Annotated in this window: 17 protein-coding genes and 1 pseudogene; 8 read left to right on the top strand and 10 right to left on the bottom strand. The window is 62.9% G+C overall.

Annotation, left to right across the window (positions count from 1 at the left end):
* Both EFB14_RS02370 and EFB14_RS02375 read left to right on the top strand, forming a co-directional pair.
* Entirely contained in the window at positions 1-2070 is a 2070-nt protein-coding gene (locus EFB14_RS02370; RefSeq protein WP_126822363.1) for a hypothetical protein, read from the top strand.
* 4 nt (positions 2071-2074) lie between these two features.
* Positions 2075-2491 carry a GNAT family N-acetyltransferase gene (locus EFB14_RS02375; RefSeq protein ID WP_126822365.1) on the top strand — a complete coding sequence of 139 codons (417 nt, stop codon included), beginning with the start codon at positions 2075-2077 and terminating at the stop codon, positions 2489-2491.
* 9 nt (positions 2492-2500) lie between these two features.
* Here the strand turns inward: EFB14_RS02375 and EFB14_RS02380 are convergent, their stop codons facing one another.
* Complete coding sequence (locus EFB14_RS02380) at positions 2501-3064, bottom strand: GNAT family N-acetyltransferase (RefSeq protein ID WP_126822367.1); 564 nt, start codon at positions 3062-3064, stop codon at positions 2501-2503.
* A 204-nt stretch (positions 3065-3268) separates the two neighbouring features.
* On the opposite strand from EFB14_RS02380, the gene EFB14_RS02385 reads away from it, so the two are divergent.
* Positions 3269-4255 (top strand): glutathione S-transferase family protein, encoded by a 987-nt coding sequence (locus EFB14_RS02385; RefSeq protein WP_126822369.1) that lies wholly within the window; start codon positions 3269-3271, stop codon positions 4253-4255.
* 6 nt (positions 4256-4261) lie between these two features.
* Here the strand turns inward: EFB14_RS02385 and EFB14_RS02390 are convergent, their stop codons facing one another.
* Positions 4262-4738, bottom strand: coding sequence for an NUDIX domain-containing protein (locus EFB14_RS02390; protein ID WP_126822371.1), 477 nt, complete (start codon positions 4736-4738; stop codon positions 4262-4264).
* A gap of 73 nt (positions 4739-4811) precedes the next feature.
* On the opposite strand from EFB14_RS02390, the gene EFB14_RS02395 reads away from it, so the two are divergent.
* From EFB14_RS02395 to EFB14_RS02410, 4 genes are all read left to right on the top strand, one after another.
* Positions 4812-5720: a metallophosphoesterase family protein gene (locus tag EFB14_RS02395; RefSeq protein WP_126822617.1), complete on the top strand. Its 909-nt coding sequence runs from the start codon at positions 4812-4814 to the stop codon at positions 5718-5720.
* Positions 5721-5878: 158 nt separating this feature from the next.
* Complete coding sequence (locus tag EFB14_RS02400) at positions 5879-6439, top strand: tetratricopeptide repeat protein (protein WP_125847373.1); 561 nt, start codon at positions 5879-5881, stop codon at positions 6437-6439.
* A 188-nt stretch (positions 6440-6627) separates the two neighbouring features.
* Entirely contained in the window at positions 6628-7137 is a 510-nt protein-coding gene (locus EFB14_RS02405; protein ID WP_125847375.1) for an RNA polymerase sigma factor, read from the top strand.
* Positions 7138-7139: 2 nt separating this feature from the next.
* Entirely contained in the window at positions 7140-7982 is an 843-nt protein-coding gene (locus tag EFB14_RS02410; protein ID WP_126822373.1) for an anti-sigma factor family protein, read from the top strand.
* A 338-nt stretch (positions 7983-8320) separates the two neighbouring features.
* Here the strand turns inward: EFB14_RS02410 and leuA are convergent, their stop codons facing one another.
* The 3 genes and pseudogenes from leuA to EFB14_RS02425 all read right to left on the bottom strand — a co-directional run bounded on the left by leuA (position 8321) and on the right by EFB14_RS02425 (position 12362).
* The gene (leuA, locus tag EFB14_RS02415) at positions 8321-10051 is read right to left on the bottom strand and encodes a 2-isopropylmalate synthase (RefSeq protein ID WP_126822375.1); all 1731 of its coding nucleotides are present in this window, start codon (positions 10049-10051) and stop codon (positions 8321-8323) included.
* A gap of 342 nt (positions 10052-10393) precedes the next feature.
* Positions 10394-11624: pseudogene (locus EFB14_RS02420) on the bottom strand (benzoate/H(+) symporter BenE family transporter).
* A gap of 153 nt (positions 11625-11777) precedes the next feature.
* Positions 11778-12362: an ATP-dependent Clp protease proteolytic subunit gene (locus EFB14_RS02425; protein ID WP_125847383.1), complete on the bottom strand. Its 585-nt coding sequence runs from the start codon at positions 12360-12362 to the stop codon at positions 11778-11780.
* A gap of 231 nt (positions 12363-12593) precedes the next feature.
* Between EFB14_RS02425 and EFB14_RS02430 the strand changes: the two genes are divergently transcribed.
* Complete coding sequence (locus EFB14_RS02430; RefSeq protein WP_126822379.1) at positions 12594-13367, top strand: DUF2076 domain-containing protein; 774 nt, start codon at positions 12594-12596, stop codon at positions 13365-13367.
* A 135-nt stretch (positions 13368-13502) separates the two neighbouring features.
* Here the strand turns inward: EFB14_RS02430 and queF are convergent, their stop codons facing one another.
* The 5 genes from queF to EFB14_RS02455 all read right to left on the bottom strand — a co-directional run bounded on the left by queF (position 13503) and on the right by EFB14_RS02455 (position 18309).
* Positions 13503-13967 carry a preQ(1) synthase gene (gene queF, locus EFB14_RS02435; protein ID WP_008530693.1) on the bottom strand — a complete coding sequence of 155 codons (465 nt, stop codon included), beginning with the start codon at positions 13965-13967 and terminating at the stop codon, positions 13503-13505.
* Positions 13967-14881 carry a CDF family cation efflux transporter EmfA gene (emfA, locus tag EFB14_RS02440; protein WP_126822381.1) on the bottom strand — a complete coding sequence of 305 codons (915 nt, stop codon included), beginning with the start codon at positions 14879-14881 and terminating at the stop codon, positions 13967-13969. The genes queF and emfA overlap by 1 nt, the downstream gene beginning before the upstream one ends.
* Positions 14882-15029: 148 nt before the next feature.
* Positions 15030-15701, bottom strand: a complete 672-nt coding sequence (locus EFB14_RS02445; RefSeq protein ID WP_126822383.1) for a DUF2161 domain-containing phosphodiesterase — start codon at positions 15699-15701, stop codon at positions 15030-15032.
* Positions 15702-15716: 15 nt separating this feature from the next.
* Complete coding sequence (locus EFB14_RS02450) at positions 15717-15956, bottom strand: hypothetical protein (protein ID WP_125847391.1); 240 nt, start codon at positions 15954-15956, stop codon at positions 15717-15719.
* Positions 15957-16119: 163 nt separating this feature from the next.
* Positions 16120-18309 carry an anthranilate synthase gene (locus tag EFB14_RS02455; protein WP_126822385.1) on the bottom strand — a complete coding sequence of 730 codons (2190 nt, stop codon included), beginning with the start codon at positions 18307-18309 and terminating at the stop codon, positions 16120-16122.
* Positions 18310-18390 lie beyond the last annotated feature (81 nt).

Genomic DNA, 18390 nt, shown 5'->3' on the forward strand with positions numbered 1-18390 from the left:
ATGACGTTCGATTTTTCGCCTTTCCTGCCCTGGCCGGTTCTGGCGACGCTGGCCGTCGTCAGCGCTGTTATCGCCGCCTTCGCGATCTGGCGCGGCGTTCGCGGCGCCTGGATCAGGACGTTGGCGGCACTCGCCCTGCTGACCGCGCTGGCCAATCCCGTGCTGCTGCAGGAGGACCGGGATCAGCTGTCGACGATCGTCCCCGTCATCGTCGACCGAAGCCAGAGCCAGCAGACGCCCGATCGCGTCAAGATGACCGACGACGCGCTTGCCGCCCTGAAGGGACAGCTCGCCCGCTTTCCCCAGATAGAGCCCCGCTTCATCGATGTCGAAGGCGACGTCAATTCCGACGTGCCCGCCACGCGCCTGTTCGACGCGCTGGCCGCCAACATTGCCGATGTCCCCCCTTCCCGCGTTGGCGGCGCCATCATGCTGACGGACGGCGAAGTCCATGATGTCCCGGCCGCCAATCAGGCGCTCGGCTTCGACGCGCCGATCCATGGCCTCGTGACCGGCAGGCCCAAGGAATTCGATCGCCGCATCGAAGTCATCAAGGGGCCGCGCTTCGGCATCGTCAACGAGGAGCAGCAGGTCATCCTGCGCGTTTTCGACGACGGCCCGAGCCCCGGCGGCACTGCCGATGTCGTCGTGAAGATGAACGGCAACGAGATCGCCACCCTGCGGGCGACGCCCGGCCAGGACACGCCCTTCTCCTTCAAGGTGCCGGGCGGCGGCAGCAATGTGCTCGAATTCTCCGTCGCCGAGCTTCCCGGCGAAGTCACGGCCGCCAATAATCGCGCCGTCCATGTCATCGACGGAATCCGCCAGAATCTGCGCGTCCTGCTCGTCTCCGGCGAGCCGCATGCCGGCGAGCGCGCCTGGCGCAATCTCCTGAAATCCGACGCCTCGGTCGATCTCGTCCATTTCACCATCCTGCGTCCGCCGGAAAAGCAGGACGGCACGCCGATCAACGAGTTGTCGCTGATCGCCTTCCCGACACGCGAACTCTTTGTCGACAAGATCAAGGATTTCGACCTGATCATCTTCGACCGCTACCAGCATCGCGGCGTTCTGCCGCTGCTCTACTATGACAACATCGCCCAATATGTCGAAAACGGCGGCGCGTTGCTGATCGCCGCCGGCCCCGAGCATGCCGGTCCGGATTCCATCGCCATGACGCCGCTTTCCTCTGTTCTGCCGGCAATGCCCACTGGCCAGATGATCGAGAGAGCCTTCTATCCCCGCCTCTCGGAGGAAGGCCGCAAGCATCCCGTCACCCGCGGCCTGGACGGTTCGGGCGAAGACCCACCGCATTGGGGCCGCTGGTTCCGCAGCGTCGACGTCGAAAAGCCCGAGGGCGAGACGATCATGCTCGGCGCCGACAACCATCCGCTGCTGGTGCTGAACCGCGCCGGCCAGGGCCGCGTCGCCATGCTGCTTTCCGATCAGGGCTGGCTCTGGGCGCGCGGCTTCGAGGGCGGCGGTCCGAATGTCTCGCTCTATCGCCGCATCGCCCATTGGCTGATGAAGGAACCGGCGCTTGAGGAAGAAGCGCTGACGGCGCGCGCCTCCGGCCGCACCCTTGAGGTCACGCGCCAGACGATCGGCGACAATCCGGGCAACGCCACCGTCCGTTATCCCTCCGGCAAGACCGAAACCCTGCCTCTCACCCAGACCGAACCCGGCCTTTACAAGGCCGAAAAGCGGATGGACGAGATCGGCCTCTTCGAAATCCGCAACGGCCAGCTCTCGACCCTCGTCCACATCGGCGCCGTCGACGCGCCGGAATTCAAGGCGATGATCTCGACGACGGATGTGCTGAAGCCGGTCGCCGACAGAAGCAAGGGTCTCGTTACCCGTGTCGCCGATGCAAACGGCGAAATCAGCGTGCCCCCGATCCTGCCGGTGCGCGGCCAGGTCCGTGTCTCCGACACCGAGCGCATGATGATCCGCATGACCAGCGAGACGGTTCTGAAGGGCATCAACACGCTGCCGCTCTTTGCCGGTTTTGCCGGCGTCGGCATCCTGCTCTTCGCCTTCGGCGCCATGTGGTGGCGCGAAGGGCGGTAATCTCATGCCGGAATTCGAGCTCACCGCCTCGCCCTCGCTGGAGGAACTCGCGGCGATCACCGACGCCCTCTCGGCCTTCAACAACGGCGATGCCGGCCCCTCGGAGCGCCAGCCGCTGGCAATCCTCATCCGCGATACCAACGGCAAGGTGACCGGCGGCCTGTCGGGCTTCACCGCCTGGGGCTGGCTCTTCACCCAGATGCTCTATATTCCCGATACGCTGCGTGGCACCGGTCTTGCCGGCAATATCCTCGCAAAGGCGGAAGAAGAGGCGAGAGCCAGGGGGTGCCGCGGTGCCTGGATCGACACGTTCAATCCGCAGGCTCTGCGAGCCTATCTGCGCCAAGGTTATGAGGTCTTCGGCGAACTCGAGGATTTCCCGGAAGGCCGCACGCGCAGCTTCCTCAGGAAAAACCTGTAAAAGCCGAAATCACTCCCGCCAGGCGATCGTGCCCTTCAGCCGCTCGGGCACGCCCTCGGCGATCGGAACGACGAGCACGCGGCCGGGATCGACGGGACCCGGAAAGCAAAGCGCGTTGTAGGCGACCTTCTCGAAGCCGAGCGGACCGTAATAAGGCGGGTCGCCGACGAGGATGACGGCTTCGGAGCCCTTGCGTCTTGCCGCCTCCACCGCGATCCGCACCAGTTCCCGGCCAATGCCGATGTTCTTGTGGGAGGGGCGGACGGCGAGCGGGCCGAGCAGATGCCCCTTCACCGTTCCGGCAAGCACCGGTGTCATGCGCACCGACGCGATCGTTTCGCCATTGTCGGTGCAGATGAAGGAGAGCGAAAGATCGTGCGGCCCCTGCTCGCGGATGCGTGCGGCAGCGCGCGTGAAGCGGCCCGGACCGAAAGCTTCCTCGTTGATGTGTTCGATGGCGGCGTCATGAGACGCGTCTTCTGTGAGGTAGACGAGATCGTGCTTGTACATGATGACAGAAACCGGATGGACAGATTGATGGGTCTCGAACACGCCTTGGGCGTTCGGGAGCATCAGCGTCGTCGCGGGTTTCTGGAAATGAACATCAGGCCGGAGTCTCTCAAATCGTGAAAACGCCGATAGCAGGAAAAATTTCTGCCGTCCAACGCAAAATACATTTTTGCCAGGCGTGACGCACTGTTCAATCTTTACCGCCTGCAAAGCCCCGCTATCTCAGCTAACTTCGATCCCCAAACGCAAATCAAGGAAATGAAGATCATGGGAATGCTGGTGGACGGCGTCTGGCATGACATTTGGTACGACACGAAGGAGAGCAAGGGCCAATTCAAGCGGCAGCCCTCGCAGTTCCGCAACTGGGTGACGCAGGACGGCGAAGCCGGCCCTTCCGGCAGCGGTGGATTCAAGGCCGAAGCCGGGCGTTACCATCTCTATGTCTCGCTCGCCTGCCCCTGGGCGCATCGCACGCTGATCTTCCGCAAGCTGAAGAAGCTGGAAGACCTGATTTCGGTCTCCGTCGTCGACCCGCTGATGTTCGAAAACGGCTGGGAGTTCGGGATCGGCGATGGCGCCACCAGCGACCATCTCTTCGGCGCCGCCACCCTCTGGCAGATCTACGTCAAGGCCGATCCGCATTATTCCGGCCGCGTGACCGTTCCCGTCCTTTGGGACAAGAAGTCAGGCATGATCGTCAACAACGAATCCGCCGAGATCATCCGCATGTTCAACAGCGCCTTCGACGGGCTGACGGGTTCGAAGGCCGATTTTTACCCTGAGGATATCAGCGCCGAAATCGACGCGCTGAACGCCACCGTCTACGACAACGTCAACAACGGCGTCTACAAGGCGGGCTTTGCCACCACCCAGGAAGCCTATCAGGAAAATGTCGGCAAGCTGTTCGAAACGCTCGATATGCTCGACGAACGCCTGGGCAAGAGCCGCTACCTCGTCGGCGACAGGTTGACCGAGGCCGACTGGCGCCTCTTCACCACGCTGGTGCGCTTCGATCCCGTCTATGTCGGCCATTTCAAGTGCAACATCCGCCGCATCGCCGATTACCGCAACCTGGCGGGCTATCTCCGCGATCTCTATCAGACGGCAGGCATTGCCGAGACGGTAAATCTGAAGCACATCAAGCAGCACTATTACCGCAGCCACAAGACGATCAACCCGACCGGCATCGTCCCCGTCGGCCCGGCGCTCGATCTCGACAGCCCACATGGCCGCGCCAGGCTGAATGCCGCCTGAAGCTTCTCACCAGCGGTGGTCGGGCTCCTGCTCGCCGCGAAGCTCGGCGAGGCGGCGATGCGTCGCCTCGGTCGTGCCCGCGGGCAGGCTGTCGAGAGAGAAGAAGCCGCTGTCGGAAATTTCCCAGTCCGGCGGTCGCGGCGCCGTCTGCTCGACGGTCGCCCGGTAGAACACGACATGGTCGCGGCTTGTGGTCGAGGTATTGAAATAGACCTGGATCAGCTGCGGCTTGCCGATGATCCTGAGGTTGCCCTCCTCGCGCAGCTCCTTGGCCAGCGCTTCCGCGACCGTCTCGTTGCGCTCCAACCCGCCGCCCGGCATATGCCAGCCGCCGACATAGCTATGGCGCACGAGGAAAATCCGCCCCTCGGCATCGAAGCAGGCGGCCCTGACGCCCATCGTCATGCCGCGGGCGAAGGAGAAATAGACATGCAGGAGGCGCAGGGCCGCCCTGATGTGAAGGGGCCGCTTCTCTTTATCCACCGTTGCTCCGTTTCGGCTATTCATCACGCCGGATGTGTTTGATTTGTCAATAAGCTGGTCTATGTCTCGTAGAATGTTCAAGCTCGCGCATATTTCCGACGTCCACCTCGGACCTCTGCCCCGTCTTTCCGTTCAAGAGCTGTTTTCAAAACGCATAACCGGCTTTGTGAACTGGCATCGAAATCGACGCAAGCACCTTTTCGGCAGCACGCTGGATCTATTGCTAGACGACATCCGCGCCCATCAGGCCGATCACCTGGCCGTCACCGGCGATCTCGTCAATCTGGCGAGCGGCATCGAGATCCGTGCCGCCGCCGCATGGCTGCGCGAACTCGGCGATCCCGCCGACACCTCCGTCGTTCCCGGCAATCACGACGCCTATGTGCCCGGCGCCTACGAAAAGTCGATGCGCGCGTGGTACGATTATGTCCGCGGCGATCTTTCCCCGCCGCAATGGCAGGAAGACCGCCACATCTTCCCCTATCTGCGCATCCGCGGCAAAGTCGCGATCGTCGGCTGCTCGACGGCGGTCGCCACCCCTCCCTTTGCCGCCTCCGGCTTTTTCGGCGCGCGCCAGGCCCGCGACACGGTGAACATGCTGCGCGCGGCCGGTGAGGCTGGCCTCTTCCGCGTCGTCATGATCCACCATCCGCCGATCCGCGGCGCCACCGCCTTCTACAAGCGCATGATCGGCATTCGCCGTTTCGCCGCCGTGATTTCCACCGGCGGCGCCGAGCTCGTGCTGCACGGCCACACGCATCTCAACACGCTGCACTGGCTGCGCGGCCAGGTGCAGCCGGTGCCGGTCGTCGGCATCGCGTCGGCCTCGCAGGGACCGGGCAGCATCAAGCCGCCCGCCGCCTACAACCTCTTCTCGATCGACGGCTCTCCCGGCGCCTGGGAGCTCACCGGCGAGCGCTTCAGCGTGAACAGGGCCGGCGATGCTGTCATGCCGGAAAGCGCCAATATTTTCGTACGTTAGCCTTCTCTCCGAACCGTCTTTATCCAGCGCTTCAATCGGTCTGTGAAGACATCGAGCCGTCCCCGCAACATTTGCCGTGGAGGCCGCTTACCCCCTTGGTATTTTTGGCGTTAAGCGTACACTCCGGATAACTGCATCGCCTCAGAACGGAGCCGCCAATGACTTCCCCCTTCCATCGCATGTGCAGAATTTCGCTCGTTGCCGGCTTTGCCGTCGGCATCGCAACGGCCGCTTTCGCGGTCGGTGACAACAACGACGATACCAATCCGCCGCCGAAGACCCAGACGACCAAGACCTGCACCGGTGGCAAGGTCTGGGACAAGGCGAAGAAGGAATGCGTCACCCCGAAGAAGAGCAGCTTCAACGACGACGATCTTTACAAGTTCGCTCGCGAATTCGCCTATGCCGGCCAGTATGAGAACGCCATCACCGTGCTCAACCTCGCCAGCAACCAGAACGACCCGCGCATCCTGAACTACCTCGGCTATGCCAACCGCAAGGCCGGCCGCATGGAACTCGGCATGTCCTATTATCGCAAGGCGCTGCAGGCGGATGAGAACTACATCCTCGCACGCTCCTACATGGGCATGGCGCTGGTGGAACAGGGAGACATTCAGGGCGCCCGCGTCCAGCTCGTCGAAATCCGCGATCGCGGCGGCGAAGGCACCTGGGCCTATCGCGCTCTGCTGCAAAGCTTGAACGGATACAGGACATATTGAAGCAAGCTTTGTGGGCTACGCTACGAAAATCCCTTGAGAAAGGGGGGATGAAGACGACCGGATGCTTGCACAGTACAGGAGACTTGTTTCATAAAGCGCATGCATCGTCGGCGCCGTTAAAGTCGGCTTCGCGCCCGACAGCGAAACCTTCGTCCGCGAAACCATTGTGAATGCTTCTTGGATAGACAATGCGTCAGCCCGCAACGACCATCGATCTCCGGCGTGACCTCGTCGGCCTTCTGCCCCGCCTTCGCCGCTTCGCGATTACGCTCGCGGGTGATGTTGCGGTGGCCGACGAACTGGTCCAGGCCATCTGTCAGCGCGCCATCACCAAAGGACACCAGTGGAACGGCGAAGGCCGGCTGGAAAGCTGGATCTATACGCTCGCCCGCCAGCAATGGGCCGACGACAGCCGCAAGCGCAAGCCGAAGGCGTCGGCCCGCAGCAACGTCACCGATATCAGAGAGGCTGCGCGCGAACGCTCTGCCGCGGCCGATCCCGATGTCATCCATCGCATGATCGCCGAGATGCCGGACGGCGTTTCCTCGATTTTCCTGCTCGTCGACGTCGAAGGCCACAGCTACCAGCAGGCCGCAGACATCATGGGCATTCCCGCGGCAAGCGTCGTCTCCCAGCTCGCCACCGCAAGGCTGCATTTTGCCGGGCTCGCCGGCTCCCACCCGATCCACAGGTACTGAATTTGCTCGATCTCAGGAAATTGCCGCTCGAAGCCCAGCTCACCGCCCTTCTCGACGGCGAAGTCTCGCCCGAACAGCGTCATGAACTGGAGCAGCGCCTGGCAAGCGACGAGAATGCGCGCCGGCTGCATGAAAAACTGCGGCACGGCGCCGATTTCGGCCGCCGCCGCCTTGACGATGTCCTGAAGGAGCCGGTGCCGCTCTCCCTCGTCCGCTCCATCAAGAGCACGCAGCCGCCGAAGACGCCGATTGCCCAGCGCGCCACGCGCCCGCAGGTGAAACTGGCGCCGAGCGGTCCACAGGCGCTGGCCGCTGCCCTCATCCTCTTTGTCGTCGGCTGCGGCATCGGCTATTTCGTCGGCAACAGCCCGGATGCCGACGAGATCGCCACCACGACCGCCACCACGGCGCCCGCCAATACCAGCGACTGGCTGGGGGATGTCACCGCTTATCAGCGCCTGCTGATGCGCCAGCCCCGCCATCTCGTCGAAGTGCCCGCCTCGCAGGCCGAGGAAATCTCCAGCTGGTTGACGACTGCAATCGGCGTGCCCTTCCGCGTGCCCGATCTTTCCGCAGAATCCTGGACCTTCCAGGGCGCGCGCGTCATCCTCGGCGACAGCCGCCCTGTCGGCCAGCTCGTCTATTCCAACAATGACGGCGACATCATCTCCATCTGCTTCCGCAAGGATGCGCAGCCGCCGGAGACCGACGACTTCAAGGAAACGATCAAGGACGAGATCGGCCTCGTGACCTGGCACAACGCCGGCACTTCCTATGTACTCGCCGGCCCTTCCTCCGAGGCCACGCTCGGCCAGCTCGCCATGGAGATCGCGACAGCGATCTGACATATGCGATCGACGCGCTTTTGCCGACGTTGACGCGCCGACGGAACGGAAGCGGGAGGATGGAAAGTGGCCATCGGCACTGGCAGCCCCCTCATCCTCCTGCCGGCACCTTCTCCCCGAGGGGAGAAGAGACATGCGGCAACGTCTCGCCCCTAAAGCCTCGACAGCAAGAAGTCAGGGCAAAAGGCTTGCTCTCCTCTTCTCCCCTCGGGGAGAAGGTGCCCGTAGGGCGGATGAGGGGGCCGCACGGCACGCCCTTCATTGCGTTTCGCTAGCGTACAGCGAAGACGGCATCATCAGGCCGCACCAAGGCGATCGCGGCCTGAGACTTTCCGATATCAGGCCTTGCCGGCCTTCACGTCGAGCACGCGATTGGCGGCCGAGACGATCGCCTCCAGCGATGCTGCGACGATGTTGGTATTGATGCCGGCGCCGAAGAGCTTGCCGCCCGGATAGGACGTTTCGACATAGGAGATCGCCGCTGCGTTGGAGCCGTGCTGCAGCGAATGCTCGGAGTAGTCCTCGACCGACATCTCGATGCCGAGATAATGCGACAGAGCGTTGATGAAGCCGTCGATCGGGCCGTTGCCGCGCCCTTCGATGCGCTTGATCTCGCCATTGTCGGTGATCTCGGCCGCAACGATCCGCTGGCCCTTGCGCTCGGTGTCCGGATAGGTGTGGTGGTCGATGAACTTGAGACGGGCATCCGGCTGGGTCACGTAGCGCTCGATGAAGCGGTCATGGATACGCTTCGAGGGAAGCTCCTTGCCCTCCACGTCGGTGATGCGCTGGATGTCCTCGCGGAACTCGACCTGCAGGTTGCGCGGCAGGTTCAGCCCATAATCCTGCTGCAGGATATAGGCGATTCCGCCCTTGCCGGACTGCGAGTTGATGCGGATGATCGCCTCGTAGGAACGGCCGACGTCACGCGGATCGATCGGCAGGTAGGGCACTTCCCAGACGGGATGGTTGGCGACCTGCGCGGCCTTCATGCCCTTGTTGATCGCATCCTGATGCGAGCCGGAGAAAGCCGTATAGACCAGTTCGCCGACATAGGGGTGGCGCTCTGCAATCGCCATCTGGTTCGAATATTCGAACACGTCCTTGATGTGCTCGATATCAGAGCAATCGATCCCTGGATCGACCCCTTGCGTGAACATGTTGAGCGCCATGGTGACGACGTCGACATTGCCGGTGCGCTCGCCATTGCCAAAGAGCGTGCCTTCGACGCGGTCGGCGCCCGCCAGCAAGGCCAGTTCGGCAGCGGCAATGCCGGTGCCGCGGTCGTTGTGCGGGTGCAGCGAGACGATCAGGTTCTCGCGATTGTCGAGGTTGCGGCACATCCATTCGATCTGGTCGGCATAGACGTTCGGCGTCGCCATCTCGACGGTGGACGGCAGGTTGATGATCAGCTTGTTGTCGGGCGTCGGCTTGACGACCTCGATAACGGCGTTGCAGATCTCCAGCGCCACTTCCAGCTCGGTGCCGGTGAAGCTCTCGGGCGAATATTCGAAGCGGTAGCCGCCGCCTGCTCTGGCAGCCATGTCCGTGATCATCTTCGCGGCATCGACGGCGATCTGCTTGATGCCCTGCACATCCTTGGCGAAAACGACGCGGCGCTGCAGCTCGCTGGTCGAATTGTAGAAATGCACGATCGGCCGGTTTGCGCCTTCCAGCGCTTCGAAGGTGCGGGTGATGAGCTCGGGACGGCACTGCACCAACACCTGCAGGGAGACGTCGGCGGGCACGTTGCCCTCCTCCACGCACCAGCGGGCGAAATCGAAATCCGTCTGCGAGGCGGAGGGGAAGCCGATCTCGATTTCCTTGAAGCCCATCTCGAGCAGCAGCTGGAACATGCGGGCCTTGCGGTCGTGGCCCATCGGGTCGACGAGCGCCTGGTTGCCGTCGCGCAAGTCGACCGAGCACCAGACCGGCGCCTTGGTGATGGTCTTGGTCGGCCAGGTGCGGTCGGGAATGTTCACCTGCGGATAGGGCCGGTATTTCACCGCGGCGTCGGGCATGCCCTTGGCGGAAGCGTTTTCGGAGGACCGGTTGGTCGTGTTGTCCATTGTCTTGTCTCCTCGTCCCGGCATTTGCCTCGCCTCTTAGCCGATCGCATCGGGCTTGGCGATAAACAAATGCGGACCTTCGTCGGTCGTTAGGTCAATTTTGAAAATGAGTCGCGAGGAGCGATGGCCGGGCGGGCTTTCGGCCGCCGGGCGCTCCTCAAAGGACCCGGCAACCGCGCGTAAGGCCGAGGAGAAGAAGCGAGGTCAGGGCGCGCGTATTGTCACGCAAGGCGATACGGCCGCGTGCAATGCTGTTGGAAATCTTGGCGCCAGTGGTCTTCATGACCGCGCTTATAACCTTGGGCGGCGGAACTGGCAAGCCCTCGGCGCGCCGGCCTTCCGTTACTTCGACGGAGCCGGGCCTTTCGCCAGCTTGACCAACTGCGACAGCGCGAGCATCAGCCCGCCCGCGATCAATCCCCAGAAAGCGCCCGAGATGCCGCCGAAGGAAACACCGGATGCGGTGACGAGGAAGGTGATCGCCGCCGCCTCGCGCGATTCCGGCGCCTGAAAGGCCGACATCGCAGAGGATGAGAAGGCGCCGACCAGCGCCAGTCCCGCCACCGCCTCGATCAGGATGGGAGGCGCCAAGGCGACGAAGGCCGTCACCGCGCCGGCCAGCAGCCCGAGGATGATGTAACCGACACCGGCGATCAGCGATGCCCAATAGCGCCGCTTCGGCTCGGCATGCGCATCGTGACCCGCGCACATCGCCGCGGTGATCGCCGCCAGATTGACGGCGTGGCCGCCGAAGGGTGCTGCCAGCAGCGAGAAAAAGCCGGTGACGGCAAAGAGCGGCCCGGGCTTGGGATCGTAAAGATTGACCTTGAGAACAGCGATGCCGGGAATGTTCTGCGAGGCCATGGTGACGATGAAGAGCGGCAGCGCGATTGAGATGAAAGCGGCAAAGTTGAACACCGGCCGGACGATTTCCGCCGCCGGCACCAGCGATTGTTCGAGCGAGACGAAGGCGCCGTCGGGAATATCGACGCCGAAGGCAAGCACCAGCACGAAGGCTGCAAGTGCCGCCGGCACCGCCCAGAGCCGCTTGAAGGCGCCGACGACAATCCAGGAAATGACGATCGGCAGCCCGAACAGCGGATTGAAGCCGATCGCCTTCACCGGCGCAAAGCAGAGGCCGATTAGCACGCCGGCGAGCATCGCATTGGCGAGCGGCGCCGGAATGGCGGCGACCGCCCGTCCGAGCGGCTTGAACAGTCCGGCGATGACGATCAGCCCGGCACAGACCAGGAATGCCCCGACTGCCGCATTGAAACCGCCCTCGATCGCGCCGGTGCTTGCGAGCAGCGCCGCACCCGGCGTCGACCAGGCGATGCTGATCGGCAATCGGGTGACGGCGCTCAGCACGACCGCGCAGATACCCATGGAGATCGACAGGGCCATCAATCCCGAGGCCGCCTGCGCGTCCGTCGCACCCACCGCCTGCAGACCATGCAGCACGACGGCGAAGGAACTGGCGAAACCGACGAAAGCGGTGAGCAGGCCCATGAACAGGGCCTGGACGGAAAAATCTTTGAGCATGGCCGGACTCGCTGCTGCGGGAATGGCGCATGGAGCATGACCATTGCCGCCCGCGCAAGCCCGGAATCAGCCCTTTCGGTCCAGCCCTCGCCGATGGATGATGGCAAGCATCATCCGAAAACAAAGCGCCCTTGCCTGCGGTCGGCAGGCAAGGGCGGTATTCGGTAGCTTCGACTGAGAAAACTCAGATATCGGACTGCGACGTCACGATCCGCGAAACGAGGCCGTAGTCCTTCGCCTCTTCGGCCGAAAGCCAGTAGTCACGATCCGTATCCTTGGCGATCTTGTCGAGCGGCTGGCCGGTGGCCGTAGCCATGATCCTGTTCAGGCGCTCGTTCATCTTGATGATCTCGCGCGCCTGGATCTCGATGTCGGACGCCATGCCGCGCGTGCCGCCCGAGGGTTGATGCAGCAGGAAGCGCGTGTTCGGCAGGCACAGACGCCGCTCCTTCGGAACGGCGACATAGATAAGCGCGCCGGCCGAGGCGACCCAACCCGTACCGATCATCCAGACCTTCGGCTTGATGAACTTGATCATGTCATGGATGGAATCGCCGGATTCGACGTGGCCGCCGGGCGAATTGACATAGATGCGGATGTCTTCGTCGCTGGCCGCGGCAAGCGCCACGAGCTGCGAGCAGACCTTCTGCGCCAGTTCCTGGTTGATCGGCCCATAAATGAAGATCGAACGCGACTTGAAAAGATTCGCCTCCGTTTCCTTGCCGAGCGGCAGTTCCTTCGTCTTGTCGTCTTGTTCTTCGTCGTTCATTCGAACCTCTCGGAGATGAATTCGGGTTCCTCGCACATAGTGCGACTCAATGCCTAAAACAATGCGGGAAAAACACAAGGCACCGAAGCGGTGGAGATATCCTTAAGAAGCCGCGCGCCGTTCTGCAAGCCTTACTGAAATGTAACGATGAAAGGCTTTGAAAAGCCAGAATCGGTTCCTACCTCACCCCTCACGTGGCAACTGCCATACGAGATCAACAGGAGACAGGACATGTCACCGGAAGAACGCCAATTGCTGACCACCCTCTTCGACCGCGTGCGCACGGCAGCGGCCCAGCCGCGCGACCGTGACGCCGAAGCCCTAATCGACCAGGCGACGCGCGAGCAGCCATCGGCCACCTATTATCTGGCCCAGGCCGTCATCGTTCAGGAAAAAGGGCTGGAAGCAGCCGCCAATCATATCAAGGAACTCGAGGAGCGCCTGCGCCAGTTGGAAGCCGGCGCGAGCGATCACCGCCAGGCCGAACAGGGTGGCGGTTTCCTGAGTTCGATCTTCGGCAATACGCAGACGCAGCAGCCCGCGCCTGTGCCCTCCAACCCCGGCCCCTGGGGCCAGCCCTCCCGCGGCTATGACGATTCCCGCGGCTACGACCGCGACGTCCGCCAGATGCCGCAGCAGCCGACGGGTCCCTGGAGCCCGCAGGCCTCCGCCCCCTCGGCCGGCGGTAGCTTCCTGCGCGGTGCGCTCGGCACGGCGGCGGGCGTTGCCGGCGGCATGCTGCTTGCCAATTCGCTGAGCGGCATCTTCGGCAACCACATGTCCTCGCTCGGCTGGGGCTCGCCCTTCGGCGCCAACCCCTTTGGTAATGCCAGCGCCCCCACCGAAGAAACCGTCATCAACAACTATTATGGCAACGACGGTACGCGCCAGGCCTCCGACAACGCTGCCGATGACAACGATAACGCCAACGTGCAGCAGGCCGATTACGACGACAGCGACGATTACAGCGACGACTCGTCCGGCGACGACGTCACGGACGTTTGAGGTTTAAGGGCCAAGGAAAGGGCGGCAGTTGTTTTTACATGCCGCACCGTTGCCCGGCCCTTCGCTTTGGCTCAGGGCGTTCGTCGCTGCAATCGATTCACTGGATCGATTGCTCGGGCTGCGCCCGACCGCTCCTCACCCACGCCCGCGATAGGTGGCGACGCCTTGCTCCGGCAGCCACACGCCTTCCGGCGGTTTGCCTGTCTGCCAGAAGACGTCGATCGGAATGCCGCCGCGCGGATACCAGTAGGCGCCGATCCTCAGCCACTTCGGATCGAGCAGCTCGACGATGCGCTTGGCGATGTAGATCGAGCAATCCTCGTGGAAGGCGCCGTGGTTGCGGAAGGAATGCAGGAAGAGCTTCAGCGACTTCGATTCCACCAGCCATTCGCCCGGAATATAGTCGATGACGATATGGGCGAAATCCGGCTGCCCGGTCATCGGGCAAAGCGAGGTGAATTCCGGCGCGGTGAAGCGCACGACATAATCGGTGCCGGCATGATTGGACGGCACCTTCTCAAGCACCGCCTCCTCAGGCGATTTGGCGGTTTCGGTCTGCTGACCCAGCATCGACAGGCTGGAAACATCTGTATTCGGCATCATGCCTCCTTGACGACTTTGACGCGGATTCCATGGGCTTTTTCGCCCTCCGGCTCCACATGAATGGCAATTTTGGCGCCCTCATGCACCGCCCTGATGGCATCCTCAAGGCGGTCGCATATATCATGTGCCTGCCGCACGGACATAGCTCCCGGCACCACCATGTGAAAATCGATAAAGGTGACGGTGCCCGCCCGCCTCGTCTTCAGGTCATGCACGCCGATCGAGCCAGCCGCATGGGTGGCGATCGCCTGCTTGATCGCCTCCTCTTCCTGCGGTTCGACCGCCTGGTCCATCAGCCCGCCGATCGATTGCGAGATCACCTTCCAGCCCTGATAGAGGATATTGATGGCAACGAGGATGGCAAGCACCGGGTCGAAGATCGCATAACCGGTCGCCAGCGCCAGCAGCAAGCCGACGAGCACGCCGACGGAGGTCACCACATCGGACATGATATGCTGGCCGTCCGCCGCCAGCGCCGCCGAGCGGTGTTTGCGCCCGGTCTGGATCAGCAGCCGCGCCCAGAGCGCATTGATGACGCCGGCTGCGAAATTGATCGCAAGGCCGAGCACCGGCGCATCGAGCATGCGCGGCTCGGCGAGATAACCGATCGCCTCGTTGACGATCAGCAGTGCGGCGACGACGATCAGCACGCCCTCGGTGACGGCAGAGAGATATTCCGCCTTGTGATGACCGAAGGGATGGTCGTGATCGGCCGGCTTCTGCGCATAGCGGATGACGAAGAAGGCGATGAAGGCGGCAACGACATTGACCGTCGATTCGAGCCCGTCCGACAGCAGCGCCACCGAGCCGGTGACCCACCAGGCCACCATCTTCAAGCCCATGACGCCGAGCGACAGCGGAATCCCCCACATCGCCAGCTTACGAACCGTAAGATCGCCGTTGTCACTCATATCGTTCCCCTGCGGTTGCGAATGAATTGCAGAATTCAAGCCGTTGAAACGCAAAACCGCCCACGCGAATGTCGCGCAGGCGGCTCAGTTGAAGGTGATATGGGGGAAGATGACCGATTTGTCAAAGGGGAATGAAACGCCCCATGGCTCACAGAGCGGGCTCGGAGAAAACAGGCTGCGGCCAACGCAGAAGCGCCGCCTGCCCCGCAGGCGTCAGTGCGTATACGCCCTTCTCTTTACGCTCGAACCATCCGTAAACGTTGTCGCGCAGGATCGGGCCGGCCTTGGGTGCAAGCGCCTTCATATCCCGCGGCCGAACCAGCCCCCGCTCGAGTGCTGAGGCGCAAAGCAGCGCCTGCTGGCGATAGGCGGTCATGATCGGCGCCCGCGAGCCGCCGCCGACGGCGGGATCGCCCCGGCGGCGCTGATGCTCCTTGACAAGACGCGTCCGCCGTTTCGGATTGGTGCGCGGCATCGGAGAAACCGAACTGACGATGACGCTGACTTCGCCGGTATCGGAGACGCCGAGCATGCCGATACCGAGCCGCCGGCAGAGATCGCGGTAGCGTTTGTCGGCCTCTCGTCCGCGACCCTTGGCGGAGACACGGGCCGCAATCCAGACCTCATCGCTCATCGACGCTCGATCGACCGCCTGAAGAAGCAGTTCGAGATTGAAGGAGAGTTTGAGTTCGCAGACCACCACGACCGGTGGCTCGCCATCGCTCAACCCGACGAGATCGCATCCGCCAACTTCGCCCTTCACGACGTAGCCTGCCGCCTCCAGGAATGCTTTGACCGGCAGGTAGAGCGATGTCTCCATACTGAAAGCCGCGGCTCAGGCGGCGTTGAGATCGGCAATCTCGCCGTATTTTGCCAGCAGCCGCGGCGAGGACATGTCGCCGGTCTCCTCGTCGACGATCACGGCATAGGCGGCGACGCCGACGAAACGCTCAGCCATCGCCGAGGCGATTTTCTCCGCGCTGACGGAGTTCGACGCCTGACGCATTTCACCGGGAACGAGATTGCCCCGGTTCTTGCGGTAGGGAAGAACAATGAACTTTTCTGCATTGGCCACGGCGGTGTATCCCAGTTGATCGTTCCTGAAATGTTCTGATTTGCCTGATAAAGTCAACCGGACTCTGCCGTGCCGTCCCCGTTCCTTCGCTAACCGCCGTATCCACCGTCAGAACGCCCGCCCCGCCCTTCCCGCAAGCAGGAAGGGCGGGGCGGAACTGTCATCACGCAGCTTTCGTCTTCGCCCTGCGCGCCAGATGCGCCACGACGTTCTCGATCATTCGCATGCCGGCATCGCCGCCGAGCGTCATGATCGATTCCGGATGGAACTGGACCGCGGCGATCGGCTCCTTGGCATGTTCGATGCCCATGATCGTCCCGTCCTCGCTTTCCGCCGTGATGATGAATTCACGCGGCAGGGTCGAGGGATCGGCGAAGATCGAGTGGTAGCGGCCGACCGTCACTTCCTTGGCAAGGCCCGAGAAGACGATGCCCGGCTCCAGCACGCGGATGCGCGAGGGCTTGCCGTGCATCGGCAGCGCCAGATGGCGCAATTCCCCGCCATAGGCTTCGGCAAGCGCCTGCAGGCCGAGGCAGACGCCGAAGATCGGCAGGTTGCGCGCCCGCGCCTTCTTGATTGTCGCCTTGCAGTCGAAATCCTTGGGCGTTCCAGGCCCGGGCGACAACACGACGAGATCCGGGTTCAGCCGGTCGAAGATTTCCTCCGGCACCGGCGTGCGCACGGTCGAAACCGTCGCCCCCGTCTGGCGGAAATAGTTGGCGAGCGTGTGGACGAAGCTGTCCTCATGGTCGACGAGCAGGATGCTGACGCCCTTGCCGACGCTTGCGACGTCGCGCTGGACCTTGCCGGAATTGCCGGTCTTGGCGTCTCGAATGGCGGAAAGCATGGCAGAGGCCTTCAATTCGGTTTCGGCTTCTTCTTCGTGCGGGTCGGAATCGTTGAGCAGCGTCGCACCGGCGCGCACTTCGGCGATGCCGTCCTTGATGCGCACGGTGCGTAGCGTCAGGCCGGTGTTCATGTCGCCGTTGAAGCCGACCATGCCGATCGCCCCACCATACCATGCGCGCGGGCTCTTTTCACGGCTCTCGATGAAGCGCATCGCCCACAGCTTCGGCGCGCCGGTGACGGTAACCGCCCAGGCGTGGCTCAGGAAACCATCGAAGGCGTCCATGTCGTCGCGCAGCCGCCCCTCGATATGGTCGACCGTGTGGATGAGGCGCGAATACATCTCGATCTGCCGGCGGCCGATCACCTTGACCGAGCCCGGTTCGCACACACGGCTCTTGTCGTTACGGTCGACGTCCGAGCACATGGTGAGCTCGGATTCGTCCTTCTTGGAGTTCAGGAGCTTCAGGATCTGCTCGCTGTCGGCGATCGGATCGTCGCCACGCTTGATCGTGCCCGAGATCGGGCACGTCTCGATGCGGCGGCCGGATACGCGCACGAACATTTCGGGCGAGGCGCCGACCAGATATTCCTGATCGCCGAGATTGATGAAGAAGGAATAGGGCGACGGATTGATTGCCTTCAGCCGCTTGGAAATGTCGGAAGGTTTGCTTTCGCAGCGCTCCATGAACTTCTGCCCCGGCACGACTTCGAAGAGGTCGCCCTTGCGGAAGCTTTCCTTCGCCTTGACGACGAGCTCGGCATATTCGCCCGGCCGATGGTCGCTCTTTGGCGGAATGGCGTCCGTGTGCTTGAAGGGTTCCGGCGCGATATCCCCGGCCTTGCCTTCGGTCGAGAGGCCGCCCTTCTCGAAGTCATAGCGGTCGATCCAGGCCTTGGCGGCGTAATTGTCGACGACCAGGATCTCGTCCGGCAGGTAGAGCACCATGTCGCGCTGGTCGGAGGGCCGCGTCAGCTTCAGATCGATCGCATCGAACTGGAAGGCGATGTCGTAGCCGAAGGCGCCATAGAGCCCGAGGCTTGCATCCGCCTGTGAATAGAACAGGTCGGTGACGGCGCGCAGCACGGTGAAGACCGTCGGCATCTTCGATCGCTCTTCCTCGGTGAATACCCGGTCCGGCGTCTTGACGGTGAGGTCGAGGCGGCGGGCGGAGGAAGCGCCGAGCACAAGCTCAGGCACCGTCTTCAGCCGCTCAGTGACGAAGCCGAGGATCACTTCGCCGCGTTCGTTATAGGCTTCGATCCAGACGTCGCGCCCGAAGGAGGAGATGCCGAGCGGCGGATCGACGACGGCGGTATCCCAGCGCGTATAACGGCCCGGATATTCGTAATTCGATGAGAACACCGCACCGCGGCGCTCGTCAAGCTTGTCGACATAGGAAGAGACCGCATCGCCATAGGGGATGGCCCGCCGCTGCCGCGTAACGGTAATACCGCCCTTGGTCTCGTAGATTTCCGCACCATCATCCCGCAGGATCGTTACCATTGTTCCACTCCGTTATCGGGGCCCGGACAAAGGGCGGCGATAAAACAAAAAAGCCGCCTCGAAGTTTCGGGCGGCTCACTC

The organism is Rhizobium fabae, from assembly GCF_003985135.1.
GTDB classification, from domain to species: Bacteria; Pseudomonadota; Alphaproteobacteria; order Rhizobiales; family Rhizobiaceae; genus Rhizobium; species Rhizobium pisi.

Excerpts from the sequence above, each read along its gene's own strand:
- EFB14_RS02370 (WP_126822363.1), top strand. The coding sequence starts at position 1 with ATGACGTTCGATTTTTCGCCTTTCCTGCCCTGGCCGGTTCTGGCGACG.
- EFB14_RS02375 (WP_126822365.1), top strand. The coding sequence starts at position 2,075 with ATGCCGGAATTCGAGCTCACCGCCTCGCCCTCGCTGGAGGAACTCGCG.
- EFB14_RS02380 (WP_126822367.1), bottom strand. The coding sequence starts at position 3,064 with ATGCTCCCGAACGCCCAAGGCGTGTTCGAGACCCATCAATCTGTCCAT.
- EFB14_RS02385 (WP_126822369.1), top strand. The coding sequence starts at position 3,269 with ATGGGAATGCTGGTGGACGGCGTCTGGCATGACATTTGGTACGACACG.
- EFB14_RS02395 (WP_126822617.1), top strand. The coding sequence starts at position 4,812 with ATGTTCAAGCTCGCGCATATTTCCGACGTCCACCTCGGACCTCTGCCC.
- EFB14_RS02400 (WP_125847373.1), top strand. The coding sequence starts at position 5,879 with ATGACTTCCCCCTTCCATCGCATGTGCAGAATTTCGCTCGTTGCCGGC.
- EFB14_RS02405 (WP_125847375.1), top strand. The coding sequence starts at position 6,628 with ATGCGTCAGCCCGCAACGACCATCGATCTCCGGCGTGACCTCGTCGGC.
- leuA (WP_126822375.1), bottom strand. The coding sequence starts at position 10,051 with ATGGACAACACGACCAACCGGTCCTCCGAAAACGCTTCCGCCAAGGGC.
- EFB14_RS02425 (WP_125847383.1), bottom strand. The coding sequence starts at position 12,362 with ATGAACGACGAAGAACAAGACGACAAGACGAAGGAACTGCCGCTCGGC.
- EFB14_RS02430 (WP_126822379.1), top strand. The coding sequence starts at position 12,594 with ATGTCACCGGAAGAACGCCAATTGCTGACCACCCTCTTCGACCGCGTG.
- queF (WP_008530693.1), bottom strand. The coding sequence starts at position 13,967 with ATGCCGAATACAGATGTTTCCAGCCTGTCGATGCTGGGTCAGCAGACC.
- emfA (WP_126822381.1), bottom strand. The coding sequence starts at position 14,881 with ATGAGTGACAACGGCGATCTTACGGTTCGTAAGCTGGCGATGTGGGGG.
- EFB14_RS02445 (WP_126822383.1), bottom strand. The coding sequence starts at position 15,701 with ATGGAGACATCGCTCTACCTGCCGGTCAAAGCATTCCTGGAGGCGGCA.
- EFB14_RS02455 (WP_126822385.1), bottom strand. The coding sequence starts at position 18,309 with ATGGTAACGATCCTGCGGGATGATGGTGCGGAAATCTACGAGACCAAG.